This window comes from Bacillus sp. NPDC094064 (assembly GCF_050279585.1).
GTDB lineage: Bacteria > Bacillota > Bacilli > Bacillales > Bacillaceae_G > Bacillus_A.
On the sequence record NZ_JBNNUI010000007.1, the window covers coordinates 51375 to 65624 of the forward strand.

Below are 14250 nucleotides of genomic sequence, written 5' to 3' on the forward strand. Positions count from 1 at the left end.
GTATTCATAATAATGATTCTTTGCATATTTTTGATTAAAATTAGAAAAATATGTAGGGGAAAATGGGGAGGTTTGAAATGAAAGCAAAAACGATTGAATGATTTTAAACCGTCTTTTTTGAAGTGCTTACAACAATAAAAAAGAGCAATTCGTATATGAATTTGCCCTGTTTTTTATGTTGAAAAAGTTTGAGTACTTCGTATAATAAAAATTGTGCGCAGTGTACTTCTTTAATCCGGTTATTTGCGTACAATCCTGATGGGGTTGCTAACAAGAGAGTTTCACTTTAGTAGGAGTCATTATTATGCTTTACATTTGAAGAACATCGGGGGGACCGTATTTTGTGTACACTATTGCCTTCATCAACATTTCCTCCAATTCGTTCTATATATTAATATCATACGAACAACAGGAATAAATAGAACAATGGTTCATCTTTCAATACAATGCAAAAAGCAGTGTGATTTTTGGAGGAATCCACTGCTTTTTGCATTTGTGTATATATGATTTTTTTGTTTAAGTACTTTGAAATAGAGCGAGTTAACATTATCCAACGGCTTTTTCGTTTATTTTACCTTTCTGTTTTTGTTTCCGTAAGCTTGTGATGTAAATGAACAGGAAAGCAATAAGTAAAAGAGAGGAATAACGATATACAGTTGCATAGTTTGTAAAATGTGCAATGAACCCAAAAATAATGGCTCCAGCGCCAATTCCAAGGTCAAATGCAGAGAAGAATGTAGCTGTTGCGACTCCTCGTCGGTGTGGTGCTACGCGGTCAATCATCCATGCTTGTAGTGCAGGTTGAATTGCTCCGAAGCCACTTCCGTAACATGCTGCTGCAAGAATTAAACTCGGAATTGTAGTTGTATACGACAGTAGAATAATACCTGTAAACGTAATAATAACTCCTGGAATAATAACGAATGCATGACCTTTCGCATCATATAATTTTCCAGAAAACGGACGAGTAACAGCGATTGCCAGTGCATTAAATAAGAAGAAGAGGCTTATATCAGCAATGCCGACTTCGGTAGCGAATAGCGTGATAAAACTTCCGATCCCGCCGTACATTAATGTAATACATAATATTAATAATGAAGGAAGTAAAGCTTTACGCTCAATAAATCCATCGAGAAAAGTACCAGATGATTGCTGTGGTGGTTGTTTCGTTTTTTTGATTTGAAGTAATTTCGTTAATATTAATGAAGCTATTGTGCAAGAGAGCGCACATAAAAAAAGAATAGTAAAGTTATATGTTTGCATAAGCCATAGTCCGATTAGTGGACCGAGCGCCATTGCGATTGTTCCAGAAAGGCCGAAATATCCCATTCCTTCTCCACGGCGTGCTGCTGGAATTAAATCAGAAACGACAGTTCCATATGTAGTCGTTGTAATACCAAAACCAGCGCCATGTAAAATACGAACGGCTAGCAAGAGAAAAACAGTTGAGGCGAAAAGGTAACTGCCCATAGCAAGTAAACAAATAGCAGTACCGATCATTAAAATGATTTTTTTATTGAATTTCTGCAAGGCGTTTCCAGTTAGCGGTCTAACAAAAAGTGCCGCCACGGTAAACATCCCGACAACAAATCCGATATTGGAACTTGTGCCACCAATTTCTTTCACATAAACAGGTAAAGTCGGAATTAACATCTGAAACCCTAAAAACATACATAAGTTTGCAAAAATTAAAGCGACAAACTCTTTTGTCCATAACGGTTCTCGTTTTACGAGTATTGCTTCTCCCATATATTCATCCCCTATATAAAAGTCTTCTCTTTTCTTTCGAGTATATGTAGTGGTCAACGTAACAGTCAAGGAAGATGTCTTGAAAACGGATAACAATTTTTAAAACGAAAAAACTGACAAATTTGTGTAAAAGCTACACAACTATGAAAAAAAGATGTAAAGTATAGATGTATAGACTTGTAGTTGTTATGAATGATAGAAATTGTTTTTTCTTTAAAGAAAGCGGATTCAAAAAAGTGGTGAATGAGAAGGGGATATATATTTTTTCACTACATATATTTGAAAAGGTTTACAAAACGATGAAGAAAGAGGCGTGTACATATGAGACGATTAGGTATTTCTATTTATCCAGAACATTCAACAGTGGAGAAAGATAAAGAGTATTTAACATTAGCAAGTAAATACGGATTTACACGTGTGTTCACATGTTTACTATCTGTGGATGGAGAGAAAGAGAAAATTATAGAAGAGTTTAAGGAAACGATTTCGCATGCGAATGCATTAGGATTCCAAGTGTTAGTTGATATTAGTCCATCTGTTTTTGAACAACTTGGTATTTCATATAACGATTTATCGTTCTTCCATGAACTAGGTGCGTATGGTATTCGTTTAGATGTTGGTTTTTCAGGATTAGAAGAATCAATTATGACGTACAACCCATATGGATTAAAAATCGAGATTAATATGAGTAACGGTACGAAATATGTAGATAACATTATGAGTCATAGACCAAATCGTGAAAATTTAATTGGTTGTCATAACTTTTATCCACACCGTTATTCAGGATTATCATACGATCATTTCATTACATGCTCGAAACAATTTAAAGATTACGGCATGAGAACAGCTGCATTTATTTCATCATTTGATGCAACATATGGGCCTTGGCCAGTAACAGAAGGATTATGTACGTTAGAGCAGCATCGTGAATTACCGATGACAACACAGGCAAAGCACCTATTTGCGACAGAATTAATTGATGATGTTATTATTGCGAATGCATATGCATCAGAAGAAGAGTTACAAGCGCTAGGTGCATTAAATAAAGAGAAACAAACATTTGATATAGGACTATATGATACAACGACAGAATTAGAAAGAATTATTGTGTTAGACGAACCTCATTTTTATCGAGGGGATGTATCGGAATATATGATTCGTTCTACACAAAGCCGTGTGAAATATAAAAAAGAAGAGTTTAAACCTCATAATACGCGTGAAATTAAGCGTGGTGATCTTTTAATTGATAATGAACAATATGGTCAGTATAAAGGTGAATTACAAATCGCGCTAAAAGATATGGTGAATACAGGAAAAACAAATGTAGTTGGTCGAATTGTAGAGGAAGAGATTTTCTTATTAGACTATTTACAAGCATGGGATAAATTTGGATTTACATTAAAGAAATAGAGAGGATAGATTTAATTTGGACGGGAGAGAAAGAATGTAAGAATGATAAAAAAGAGTCAGTCTCAACATGGAGACTGACTCTTTTACATAGTAATTAGTTTAAAATTTTCACTGTAACTGTTTGACGCCCCCAGTTACTTGATGTAGCTTTATCAGGCATTAAAACGTCAATTTTATTACCTTTAATAGCTCCACCAGTATCACCAGCGATTGCTACTCCGTAACCTTCAACCCATACTTTTGAACCTAATGGAATGACACTTGGATCAACTGCAATTAGTTTCATGTTTGGATTAGCTGTTAAGTTATGACCCATAGCTGATTTTACTTGGTCGCCTGCTTTATAACCATTTTCAAGTGGATCTGCTGTGTAAGCTGTCGCTACAACTTGTAACTCACGAGAAGATGATGGTGCACTTGTTTCAGTTTCTTTTGCAACAGGTTGTTGTGTAGCTGGTTTTTGAGCTTTAGCCGCTTCACGAGCTTTAGCTGCCTCTTGAGCTTCAGCCTGAGCTTTAGCTGCTTCACGAGCTTTAGCCGCTTCTTGAGCCTTAGCTTCTGCTTGAGCTTGAGCTTCAGCCTGAGCTTTAGCTGCTTCACGGGCTTTAGCCGCTTCTTGAGCCTTAGCTTCTGCTTGAGCTTGAGCTTCAGCCTGAGCTTTAGCTGCTTCTTGAGCTTTAGCTGCTTCCTGGGCCTTAGCTGCTTCCTGAGCTTTAACTGCTGCCTCGGCTTCAGCTGCTTCACGAGCTTTAGTTGCTTCTTCTGCTTGAGCTTTTGCTTGAGTTTCAGCTACTTCCTTTGCTTTAACTGCTTCACGAGCGTTAGCTGTATCTTGAACTGTAGTTGTTTTTTCAGCTTTAACTACTGGTTGAACTTTAACTGGAGCTGTACCTGTTAAGTAAGGGACATGAACATAAGCTGTTTTTCCGTTATATTCAAATTGGATCCAACCATTTTCAACTTGGTGTGTTGTTTCAATTACATCATCTTTTTTCAATTTACCAAGAATCTCTGAGTCTGTATTTGCACCAGCACGTACGTTTAATACATTTGCTGTTACGTAATACGTATCTTTTGTGTAGTCAGCGCTTATGAAAGCTTCTTTACCATTGTTTAATTTAACTTTTGACCAACCATTTTCTGTATGTAAAACATTTACTTTATATCCATCTAATAACTTTCCGACAACTTTTGATTCAGTAGTTGGGTTTTCTCGTACATTTAGTACATCAGTCGTTACGATTGTTTCTGCTTTAGCAGATGTTGTGAAAATCCCAAGACCAAAAACCGCTGCTGTTGCTATACCCATAATTTTTTTCATAATAGCCTCCATTGCATTTGTTTTCGTTGACCTCATTATAGCAACCATTATTTTCTTATTTGCGAAAAACATAAAATTACAAAGCTTTCGTAACGGGTCATTAATATTCTGTAATAATTCCAGTAATATCCTAAAAGCGCTTTCTTATAGTTTGTTTGGGGGATAAGAGCATATGAAACATAAAATGGAGAGTATTTCAATTTCTATTAGATTAATAATGTTTCGAAACTATTACTATAGTTTTTCTTAAATGTTACAGAAACAGTGTATTTTGCTGTCGGAACAGGTAAGTAGTTATGTAATAATAACTATTTTTAGTGGGTGACTATATATATTAAGTGAAAATCAATGAAATATCGTTATAATTGTTACAAAATAAGTCGAGGCATGGAAGAAATTACGTCTTGCATTTGGCTTGTTACATATTATTTTTGAAATAATAGAATTCTATAATGGCTTTAGTACGTTAAAATAATGAAAGGTGTTTATAACGTGAAACATATATAATAGAAGAAACATGATTTGATAGGTAAATAAAAAACGTAGGAGTGCAAACTCCTACGTTTTTTACTTACTCATATCGTAAACATTCAATTGGATCAAGTTTTGCAGCTTTGTTAGCTGGTAGTAAGCCGAATGCAATACCGATTAGCATTGAGATACCTACTGACAGAAGTCCAAGTTCTTTTGAGATAACAAGTGGCCATCCGGCAAAGATTGAGACGATCCAAGCGAAGAAAATACCGAGCATGAATCCGATGAAACCACCGAGCCCTGTTAAAATACAAGATTCAATTAAGAATTGCATTAATACTTTACCACGTGTTGCACCAAGTGCTTTACGAATACCGATCTCACGTGTACGTTCTGTTACAGACACAAGCATGATGTTCATTACACCGATACCACCAACAAGTAAGGAGATAGCGGCGATACCACCGAATACCATTTTCATCATACCAATTGATTCGTCTAGTTGCTTCGTAAAGTCACCTAAGTCCTGGGCTTCAAATTTATGCTCAAATTTAGGAGCTTTCATTTCATTTAAAATGGAAACGGCTTGTTTTTCTACACTTTTACGTTCTGCTGGAGAAACTAGTGTTAGTTTTACAGTTTCATATTCAGTTACTCCAGAAATGACAGGAGCATTTTCAAGCGATGTATAACCTTCCGCCATAGCCATTCCGAAATCATTTTTTGTTTCATACACACCGACTATTTTATATGGTTTTCCTTTTATATCGGCATATAAATTTGATTCCCAACCATTAAATAATTTATTGAAAGCTTCTTCATTTAATATAATCGCAGGAATTGCTTGGTTTAATTCATTATCGTTTAATTCACGACCGTGAACTAATTTTAGTTTCTCATCTGTCATAAAGCTACCAGTGCCACCTTTTAAGTTGAGAGAGGTAGTTTTTGATCCAGCTGAAGCATTGATTTGCATACTTACATCTGGATAAACATCTTTAACCCCTGGTACAGTTTGAAGACGTTTCAGCATATCAGCATTAATTTTGGCACTATCTGTTCCAAAATCGGGATTGTTGTAGTAAATCGTTACTTCATTATCTTTTCCTTGGCCTAACTCTTGTTTAAACTTTGCGTTTGTACCATCACCCATTGAAATGATAGTAATAATGGCACTAATACCGATGATAATACCTAACATCGTTAAGATAGAACGCATTTTATGGGCAAAGATAGAGGAAAGGGCCATGCGTATATTTTCACTTGTGTTCAAAATTAACCTCTCCAATCTTGGACGATATTTCCGTCACGAATTACAATTTGACGTGCTGCAGCTTCCCCGATTTCACGGTCATGGGTAATCATAATGATTGTAGATCCTTGTTTGTTTAATTCGTAAAAGAGGTCCATAATTTGTGTACTCGTTTTCGTATCAAGTGCTCCCGTTGGTTCATCGGCTAAGATGAATTTTGGGTTATTTACGATTGCACGTGCGACTGCGACACGCTGCTTTTGTCCACCGGATAATTCGTTCGGTAAGTGAGTAGCACGATCAGCTAAACCAACTTTTGTTAAAGCAGCTAATGAGCGTTCACGTCTTTCTTTTTTATCGACTCCGGCGTAAATAAGAGGTAGCTCTACATTTTGAAGTGCTGTAAGTCTTGGTAGTAACATAAAGTTTTGGAATACAAATCCGATCTCTTTATTACGAACACGTGCAAGTTCTGTTTCAGACATGTTTGAAATGTTTTGACCAGCTAGTTCGTACGTACCTGTCGTTGGTTTATCTAAACAACCGATAATGTTCATTAAAGTTGATTTACCAGAACCAGATGGCCCCATAATAGAAGTAAATTCTCCTTGATTTAGTGTTACGTCAATTCCGTGTAGTATTTGAACTGATTCAGCACCGTTTTGGAAAGATTTCGTGATGCCTTTTAAGTTAATCATTGAGTGACAACCTCCATACCATCTTTTAAGTCTTTTTCAGGTTTAGAGATAATTTCTTCTCCTTTTTTCACTCCAGAAACTTTTGCTTCGCTATCTGTCTCGAATTCAACCGTAACGGCTTGTTCTTTCGCTTTACCATCTTTTACAACGAAGACAACATTTTTGTCTCCTTTTTTCACAATACTGCTCTTCGGAACAACCGTACCAGTTGCTTCGCCTGATTTACTCGTTACGTAAACGTGGAAGCCGTTTTGTAATTCTTCACTATTATCTAAAGTGACAGTGAATTGATAGTTAGAAACTGTTTTGTTTTCGTCCATACTCTTTAATGGAGTAGAGCCGATTTCTGTTACTTTTCCTGTCCAAGTCTTACCAGCAACCGTTTTTGATGAAACAGTTACTTCTTGCCCAACTTTCATACTAGCAAGCTCATATTCAGAAATTTGACCTTTTACTTTAAATGGACCAGCGTGACGAAGTGTAATGCCGCTCATACCGGTTTTTTCATCAGCAGTTTTCACGATATCATCAATTACGCCATCAGCGGGGCTTGTTACAGTAAGAGTATTTACTTTCTCTTTTGCTGCTTTAATCATTTCATCAGATTTTTCAACTTCAAACTTTTTCATTTCAAGTTGTGATTCTAATTGCTGCACTTCGACTTCCGATGCTTTTAATGCTTCCTGAGGAAGACCAGCATTTTTATCTTTTTGTAATTTTTGCTTCGCTGCATCAATTTGTTTTTGATACAATGTTACTTCTTTTTGTGCGATTTTCTTTTGCATTTCTGCTTCCGTTACACCTTGTTTAGCTGTAGGATCATTATATTTAAACAGGAGCTGACCTTTTTTCACTTCATCCCCTTTTTTAACAGCTAATTCGTACGTACCTTTTGTTGGATCGAATGAAATGGTTTCAATTCCGTTTGGAATAACTTCGCCGCCAAATTTTTGTGCATTTTCAATTTGTTTTTCTGTAACTTTATAACCGCTATATGCCATCGCTACTTCTGAACCGCCACCAGCAAATGCAAAATATGATCCAGCTGCAATTCCGATTGCTACTACACTAGTAATTAACACTTTATTTTTCTTCTTCATCTATTTATCACCTTTTCGTTCGTTTTAGTATCTACATTCAGTATAGAAGAGGGAAGGAATCTGACAAATCGTTTTAGCTTACAATAACCTTACAGTTTTGTAAGGTATGAATATGTAGATGTAAGGTAGAGGTTGTCCCAGCCTAAGCAAATGAATTGACTCGTTGTTTCTTTCTTACAATAATATTGGATGAAGGAGAGGAGGAAGGAAGATGGAAGCTTATTTTAGTGCGCATCCATTAAAACCATTTATTCCATATTCAAGGCAACATGCCATTATATTATTTATTATGTTGGTAGGGATCGTTTTTCTGTATCAATACCAAAATGTATTACGTCAAAGTAAGTGGAATATAACGGTTCGATACGCGATTGCATTTTTATTTATAGGGAGTGAAATTGGACTTCATATGTGGGAGTGGAAAGCAGGGATTTTTGAGCTAGGCACTTCATTGCCATTTGAGTTATGTACAATAAGTTTATTATTAGCATCGATTATGATTGTAATGAAAAGTTATCGAATATACGAGATTGTCTTTTTTACAGGAATTATCGGTGCATCACAAGCTATTTTAACACCAAACTTGCAGTATGCTTTTCCGCATTTTCGCTTTATAGAATTTTTCCTTGCACATGTATTACTTATTTGGGCACCGCTCTTTATGACTTGGGTAGAAGGATATCGTCCTACATTGCAATCTATTAAACGCACAATGATATTTTTAAACATATTAATTCCAATTGTTTCATTCGTAAATTATAAAACAGGCGGTAATTATATGTTTTTAGCCCATAAGCCAGAAACAGCTTCATTACTCGATATGTTAGGGCCGCATCCTTACTATATTATTTCATTAGAAGTTGTAGCGCTTATTGGATGTTTCATTTTGTATATGCCGTTTTCCAAAAGTGAAAAGCATGTGCATAAAGAATCGCTAGGATCATAACCTAGTGATTTTTTTGTTGTAAATATTTACAATTCGGAAAATTAAGAATAAAATTAAAGAGTAAATTATAGAGAGAGAAGGGAGAAAATGGTAAAGAGAGTTTTTTTGAATGGGATGGAAATGACAATTCAATTTATCATTTCAATTTTGGGTATTATTTTTTTAGGGGCACTGCCGAAATTATTTTATGGATTTGAGCTGAATGTATCAGCGTACATAGAGAGTCTAAAAGAAGTATTTGCGAAATTAATGGATATTTCCAATTTGCAATATGCAAGTGATAAATTTTTATTTCCACAGTTGTTTGTTCATTATAAAGAAACAATGATTATTTTCTTGACTGCATTTTGCATTTCATTGTTGGTAGCATTTTGTATTGTTTATATGATTATGATTAGTTCACCGCGTATACAACATCGAATTAAATCGTTTCTCATCTTTCTAGAATCCATTCCAGACATTCTTCTTATTTTAGGATCACAACTTTTAGTTATATGGTTTTTTAAGCAGACAGGCTTTTTACCTTTTAAAATTGCGACAATTGGAGGCGAGTCCATTAGAGGATTGCCGATATTTTGTTTGAGCATCCCGACTACGATTATGTTTGTGAAACTGTTAGTGCTTCGTTTTGAAAATGAACTAGAAAAAGATTATGTATTATTTGCTAAGGCAAAGGGGTTGAATCGCTTTCATATTTTAAATCGCCATATTTTACGAAATGTGTTGCTTAGTACACTTTTCTTTGCAAAAACGAATATATGGTTCATGTTATCAAATTTATATATTATAGAATGGATTTTTAATATAAAAGGTATTTTTATGTTTTTGAAATCGTATCCGGATGTTAGGGTTGAGGTTTTCATCGTTAGTGTACTACTTATTTATATTCCGATTTTTATTTTATTTAAACTGTTTCATTATCTCGTTCCAGCTGCAATGAAGGAGAGATTATAATATGTGGATGTACATAAAACGTGATAAAAGGTTTTGGATAAGTATTGGATTTTTTCTCATATTAGTTCTTTTGAGCATCGGAAATACGATATGGAATGATGGGCAGATTAGAAAAGTTACACTACAATATGATGCGGCTGGAAACCCAGAAGTGCCACCGTTTTCACCTTCATCACAATTTTTACTTGGGACAGACCGGAATGGATATGACCTTTTACATTTAGTAATTGAGGGAGCAAAGTGGACGATTGGAATATCGTTTTTAATCGCATTACTTAGAATGGTAATGGGTGTGTTTTTCGGTGTTCTGCTCGGAACATACATAAAAAGAGGCTTTGCAAAGATTGAGGCTTTCTTTGATAGTTTTACAGTCATTCCAACAGTTATGATTGCGTATTTCTTTCTTCAATCTGTTAATAGATTTGGAAGTGGAGAGGAAACAACAACTTTCTTTGAAAGGGCTTCATTCCAAGTGGTATTACTTGTAGCGCTTGCGATGCCAGTTATTGCACTATATGTTGCGAATGAAGTTCGTAAATTGAGAACGGAAGAATTTATTGATGCCGCGCGCATATTAGGCGGATCAAGAAGACACATAGTTATAAAGCATATTTTTCCACATCTCAATATGACGTTTATACTCGTATTTCTTCAACAGTTTACTCAAACCTTGACCATTTTACTTCATTTAGGGTTACTTGAGGTGTTTTTTGGTGGGACGGTCCAGTATGGTGGACCGATTCCAGGGATGAAAGAAATAGATTCTTATACACATGAATGGTCAGGTTTAATTGGAGTATACTTTAGATCTTTAACAGTGCATCCATGGATTCCTCTTGTCCCAATTACATTTTTCGGGCTTACTATTTTTTCAGGAAATATGATTGTAAAAAGTATAGAAGAGGCGATGAGGAAAGTTCGATTAGGGGGAGAGATAAAGAAGATAGATGTAAAAGAGGAACAGTCTGCTGTACAGTCAAAAGAGGATCTGTTTACATTTAAACATACGATGTGAAAATAAAAAAGAAGCAAGCATAATCAATGCTTGCTTCTTTTCTTTATTTTGCAGAAACTTCACCTTCAGCTTCTGTTTGCGGAATACAGTATCCGATTAGACCACCGATTATTGCTGGAACGATCCAACCGATTCCTAAGTTGTAAAACGGAATTGTGTGTACGATATTAGCAATAAATCCTGGTATCATTCCCACATTATCAAGTGCATGAACACAGCTAACAATAAATGCTGCAATCATCGCTCCGATGTAGACAGAAGGTTTACGTTTCGTATATTTATCAATAAAGGATACGAAAATTAAAATGATTGTAATTGGATACAAAATGATTAATACAGGTAATGTAATTTTTATTAGTAAGCTTAATCCTAAGTTTGAAATAACAAAGCTAAATAAACAAGCATATAAAACAAGTTTTTTGTACGATACATTTGTTAGGACTGTTGCGAAATAGTTTGCGAATGCACTTACAACGCCCATTGCTGTCGTTAAGCAAGCGAAGATAATAGCGATGCTTAATAAAACATTCCCGCTTGTCCCAAAGAATTGGTACATAATGACCGCTAATAGTTGACCACCATTTTCGAATTGTCCTAAGTTTCCATTTGAAGCGCCGATATAACCGAGTAAGAAATAAACAATTGTTAAGAATAGAGCAGCAATGCTTCCGCAAATAATTGTATATTTTGCAATGGACTTTTTATCTTGTATACCGTTTTGACGAATTGCATTTACAACAATCGTTGATAATACAAGTGCTCCAATTGCATCTAATGTTAAAAATCCTTCAAGAAATCCTTTGAAAAATGGAATTTCTTTATAGTCACCGATAGGCTCAGTGAATGATCCTGGTGAAAGAATCGCTTTTGTTGCCATAATTGCAATAATTCCGAGTAAAATTGGCGTTAAGATTTTACCGATATGATCTACTAATTTGGATGGGTTTAATGATAAGAAGTAGACGACTGTAAAGAAAATCGCACTAAAGATTAACATAGAATACCATTGATCAGGGAAAAGTGGTGCAATCCCAATTTCATAAGATACAGATCCAGTTCGTGGAATAACAAATAGTGGGCCGATAGAAAGATAAATGATGATAGCGAATACTGCTGCGAATTTTGGATGAACACGGCTCGCTAAAGTGTTGAAACTACCACCGGCAAGAGCAACAGCGACGATAGCCAGTAAAGATAAACCGACGTCTGTAATAATAAAGCCTGTAATGGAAACCCACATGTTTTCTCCAGAAGAAAGTCCAAGGAGTGGTGGGAAAATCATATTACCAGCACCGAAGAAAACTGCGAATAGTAATAAACTAATCGAAAGTATTTGCGCTGGTTTTAAAGTTGTACGCATATAAAGAAAATCCTCCTAATGAGTGTTTTTGTCGAAAATTCAAATAATTTGTCGAGTAACTGTTACTATTTTAAAGGTCTGATGACTAGAAAGCAATAGGGAATTTTGAAAATATTAAAAAATAATGCATTAAATCGAATAAATATACTATTTATATGTTTAATAGGAAGGATTTAACTGTAAACGCAAAAAAAACACATATCGCTAGGATACGTGTGTTAAAAATAAATTTTTCGATCGCGTTCTTCTTTTAAAATTTCCACTGCTTCCCGGAAACGTTGTGAATGGACAATTTCTCGTTCGCGTAAAAATCGCAAGCTATCATTTATGTCGGGATCGTCAGATAAATCAATGAGCCATTGATAAGTTGCTCGTGCTTTTTCTTCAGCGGCAATATCTTCATATAAATCGGCGATAGGGTCTCCTTTTGCTTGAATATAAGTAGCAGTAAAGGGAACACCGCCGGCATTATGATAAAACAAAGCACTATCGTGATTAGCGTACTGTGCGTCTAATCCAGCAGCTTTCATTTGCTCTGGTGTTGCATCTTTTGTTAACTTATAAATCATTGTCGCGATCATTTCCAAATGTGCGAATTCTTCTGTGCCAATGTCGGTTAGTAAGCCGACGACTTTGTCAGGAATTGTATAACGTTGATTTAAGTAACGAAGAGCAGCAGCTAATTCACCGTCCGCACCGCCATATTGTTCAACTAATAATTTGGCGAGTGCGGGATTACAGGTACTTACTTTAACAGGGTATTGTAATTTTTTTTCATAAATCCACATATTTTCTCTCCTTTATATTTGCCATGGCCAAGGTCCTTTGCTCCATTCCCATGGAGCGTTAGAATAACTATTTCCAAACTGCTGAAGTGGCCCGTATTTTTCTTCAATTTTTTGCTGTAATACTCTTCGTTTATAGGAGAAATCATTGAATTGATTTATAGCCGCAGTATCATCGGGATGCGTATCTAAATAGAGGGTAAGTTCCACTAATACGAAGTCTAGCTCTTGTAGTTCTTCAATCCATTTGTAATATTCATCCGGCAATGTTTGTGTCACGTTTTTATTCACCGTCCTTTTTTGTAAGGATTTTCATAAAAATCATAAAAAGCGGGCCATAGAGTTCCTTTTCTTAAAGCTTCTTTTGGTGGGAATTGTGGTAAGTTAGGTGGTTGAAAGCCTATAAATAGGTGTGGGGGAGTTGAGTAATATTTTTTTCCAATTGGAGGGCAAGGATCGTTTGGTCCATGAAAAGGTATGTAGGATTTCATGTATTTATCCATGTTACACTCCTCCTTTATTAATGAAATATTGATCACTATGTATTGTATTCGTACATAATTGTAAATTATGACTCATATAGAAAACTAATAGAGACAGGAGGAGTGCGGATGGAAAGGATTACAACAAGTGTTGTATTAGAATCTAAAAACTTAAAGGAAACATTATATTTTTATGAAGGGATTCTAGGTTTTAAACCGAGTAAGGAGAGACCACAATTACGTGTAACAGGTGTTTGGTATGATATTGGTTCAACGAGAATTTGTTTTGTTGTAAACAGGGGACTGGGAGAGTATAGAGAGACTGTCACATCATCAGTGAAGGAACTATTTTTAAAAACTACAAATATCGAGCGGATAAAGAAAAAATTGGCATTTTATCGTATATCATTTGTGGAGGAATACGATGGTGAAGAAGTAAGAATAACCTTCTATGATCCCGATCGTTTAAAGCTCCAAATTGTTTCGAAAAAGAATGGGGAATAGAGTCTTCTATCATGTAATGGTATGAATACAAATAAAAAAATATTGACAAGCCTAAGTAAATATTTTAATGTGATTGTATAAAATTGTGTATATAAAGGGGAGTAACTTATTACAGTAAAGTCGTCATTACAGGGAGAAACCCTCGGCTTTATTGGCAACGTTTCGTTGTTAGTGAGACCTTTACCAGCAATGGTGAAGGC

14 protein-coding genes are annotated in these 14250 nt (G+C 35.4%); 5 read left to right on the forward strand and 9 right to left on the reverse strand.

What is annotated here, in order from left to right; genetic code table 11:
• Positions 1-546 precede the first annotated feature (546 nt).
• On the reverse strand, positions 547-1749 hold the full coding sequence (locus tag ACQKNI_RS16830; RefSeq protein WP_088232398.1) for an MFS transporter: 1203 nt from the start codon (positions 1747-1749) through the stop codon (positions 547-549).
• 321 nt (positions 1750-2070) lie between these two features.
• Between ACQKNI_RS16830 and ACQKNI_RS16835 the strand changes: the two genes are divergently transcribed.
• Positions 2071-3159, forward strand: a complete 1089-nt coding sequence (locus ACQKNI_RS16835) for a DUF871 domain-containing protein (RefSeq protein WP_088232399.1) — start codon at positions 2071-2073, stop codon at positions 3157-3159.
• Positions 3160-3253: 94 nt separating this feature from the next.
• Here ACQKNI_RS16835 and entC read toward each other — a convergent pair whose 3' ends face one another.
• The 4 genes from entC to ACQKNI_RS16855 all read right to left on the reverse strand — a co-directional run bounded on the left by entC (position 3254) and on the right by ACQKNI_RS16855 (position 8004).
• Positions 3254-4603, reverse strand: coding sequence for a cell wall-binding protein EntC (gene entC / locus ACQKNI_RS16840; RefSeq protein ID WP_098252356.1), 1350 nt, complete (start codon positions 4601-4603; stop codon positions 3254-3256).
• A 448-nt stretch (positions 4604-5051) separates the two neighbouring features.
• Entirely contained in the window at positions 5052-6227 is a 1176-nt protein-coding gene (locus ACQKNI_RS16845; RefSeq protein ID WP_088232401.1) for an ABC transporter permease, read from the reverse strand.
• A gap of 2 nt (positions 6228-6229) precedes the next feature.
• Positions 6230-6904: an ABC transporter ATP-binding protein gene (locus ACQKNI_RS16850; protein ID WP_000609103.1), complete on the reverse strand. Its 675-nt coding sequence runs from the start codon at positions 6902-6904 to the stop codon at positions 6230-6232.
• On the reverse strand, positions 6901-8004 hold the full coding sequence (locus ACQKNI_RS16855) for an efflux RND transporter periplasmic adaptor subunit (protein WP_088232402.1): 1104 nt from the start codon (positions 8002-8004) through the stop codon (positions 6901-6903). The genes ACQKNI_RS16850 and ACQKNI_RS16855 overlap by 4 nt, the downstream gene beginning before the upstream one ends.
• Positions 8005-8215: 211 nt before the next feature.
• On the opposite strand from ACQKNI_RS16855, the gene ACQKNI_RS16860 reads away from it, so the two are divergent.
• The 3 genes from ACQKNI_RS16860 (at position 8216) to ACQKNI_RS16870 (ending at position 10919) form a co-directional block, all read left to right on the forward strand.
• Positions 8216-8950, forward strand: a complete 735-nt coding sequence (locus ACQKNI_RS16860; RefSeq protein ID WP_088232403.1) for a TIGR02206 family membrane protein — start codon at positions 8216-8218, stop codon at positions 8948-8950.
• Positions 8951-9037: 87 nt separating this feature from the next.
• Positions 9038-9904 carry an ABC transporter permease subunit gene (locus ACQKNI_RS16865; RefSeq protein WP_088232404.1) on the forward strand — a complete coding sequence of 289 codons (867 nt, stop codon included), beginning with the start codon at positions 9038-9040 and terminating at the stop codon, positions 9902-9904.
• A 1-nt stretch (position 9905) separates the two neighbouring features.
• On the forward strand, positions 9906-10919 hold the full coding sequence (locus tag ACQKNI_RS16870; protein ID WP_088232405.1) for an ABC transporter permease: 1014 nt from the start codon (positions 9906-9908) through the stop codon (positions 10917-10919).
• Between the two features lie 43 nt (positions 10920-10962).
• On the opposite strand, the gene brnQ2 is transcribed toward ACQKNI_RS16870, so the two are convergent.
• The 4 genes from brnQ2 to ACQKNI_RS16890 all read right to left on the reverse strand — a co-directional run bounded on the left by brnQ2 (position 10963) and on the right by ACQKNI_RS16890 (position 13567).
• Positions 10963-12279, reverse strand: coding sequence for a branched-chain amino acid transport system II carrier protein BrnQ2 (brnQ2, locus tag ACQKNI_RS16875; protein WP_098840761.1), 1317 nt, complete (start codon positions 12277-12279; stop codon positions 10963-10965).
• A 218-nt stretch (positions 12280-12497) separates the two neighbouring features.
• Positions 12498-13067: a spore coat protein CotJC gene (gene cotJC, locus ACQKNI_RS16880; protein ID WP_002170510.1), complete on the reverse strand. Its 570-nt coding sequence runs from the start codon at positions 13065-13067 to the stop codon at positions 12498-12500.
• A 12-nt stretch (positions 13068-13079) separates the two neighbouring features.
• Entirely contained in the window at positions 13080-13343 is a 264-nt protein-coding gene (locus ACQKNI_RS16885; RefSeq protein WP_136699588.1) for a spore coat protein CotJB, read from the reverse strand.
• A gap of 8 nt (positions 13344-13351) precedes the next feature.
• The gene (locus ACQKNI_RS16890) at positions 13352-13567 is read right to left on the reverse strand and encodes a spore coat associated protein CotJA (RefSeq protein ID WP_088232408.1); all 216 of its coding nucleotides are present in this window, start codon (positions 13565-13567) and stop codon (positions 13352-13354) included.
• A 108-nt stretch (positions 13568-13675) separates the two neighbouring features.
• Between ACQKNI_RS16890 and ACQKNI_RS16895 the strand changes: the two genes are divergently transcribed.
• Complete coding sequence (locus ACQKNI_RS16895) at positions 13676-14050, forward strand: VOC family protein (protein WP_088232409.1); 375 nt, start codon at positions 13676-13678, stop codon at positions 14048-14050.
• Positions 14051-14250 lie beyond the last annotated feature (200 nt).

Excerpts from the sequence above, each read along its gene's own strand:
- ACQKNI_RS16860 (WP_088232403.1), top strand. The coding sequence starts at position 8,216 with ATGGAAGCTTATTTTAGTGCGCATCCATTAAAACCATTTATTCCATAT.
- ACQKNI_RS16895 (WP_088232409.1), top strand. The coding sequence starts at position 13,676 with ATGGAAAGGATTACAACAAGTGTTGTATTAGAATCTAAAAACTTAAAG.
- ACQKNI_RS16850 (WP_000609103.1), bottom strand. The coding sequence starts at position 6,904 with ATGATTAACTTAAAAGGCATCACGAAATCTTTCCAAAACGGTGCTGAA.
- ACQKNI_RS16890 (WP_088232408.1), bottom strand. The coding sequence starts at position 13,567 with ATGGATAAATACATGAAATCCTACATACCTTTTCATGGACCAAACGAT.
- ACQKNI_RS16835 (WP_088232399.1), top strand. The coding sequence starts at position 2,071 with ATGAGACGATTAGGTATTTCTATTTATCCAGAACATTCAACAGTGGAG.
- ACQKNI_RS16870 (WP_088232405.1), top strand. The coding sequence starts at position 9,906 with ATGTGGATGTACATAAAACGTGATAAAAGGTTTTGGATAAGTATTGGA.
- ACQKNI_RS16855 (WP_088232402.1), bottom strand. The coding sequence starts at position 8,004 with ATGAAGAAGAAAAATAAAGTGTTAATTACTAGTGTAGTAGCAATCGGA.
- ACQKNI_RS16865 (WP_088232404.1), top strand. The coding sequence starts at position 9,038 with ATGGTAAAGAGAGTTTTTTTGAATGGGATGGAAATGACAATTCAATTT.
- ACQKNI_RS16830 (WP_088232398.1), bottom strand. The coding sequence starts at position 1,749 with ATGGGAGAAGCAATACTCGTAAAACGAGAACCGTTATGGACAAAAGAG.
- brnQ2 (WP_098840761.1), bottom strand. The coding sequence starts at position 12,279 with ATGCGTACAACTTTAAAACCAGCGCAAATACTTTCGATTAGTTTATTA.
- cotJC (WP_002170510.1), bottom strand. The coding sequence starts at position 13,067 with ATGTGGATTTATGAAAAAAAATTACAATACCCTGTTAAAGTAAGTACC.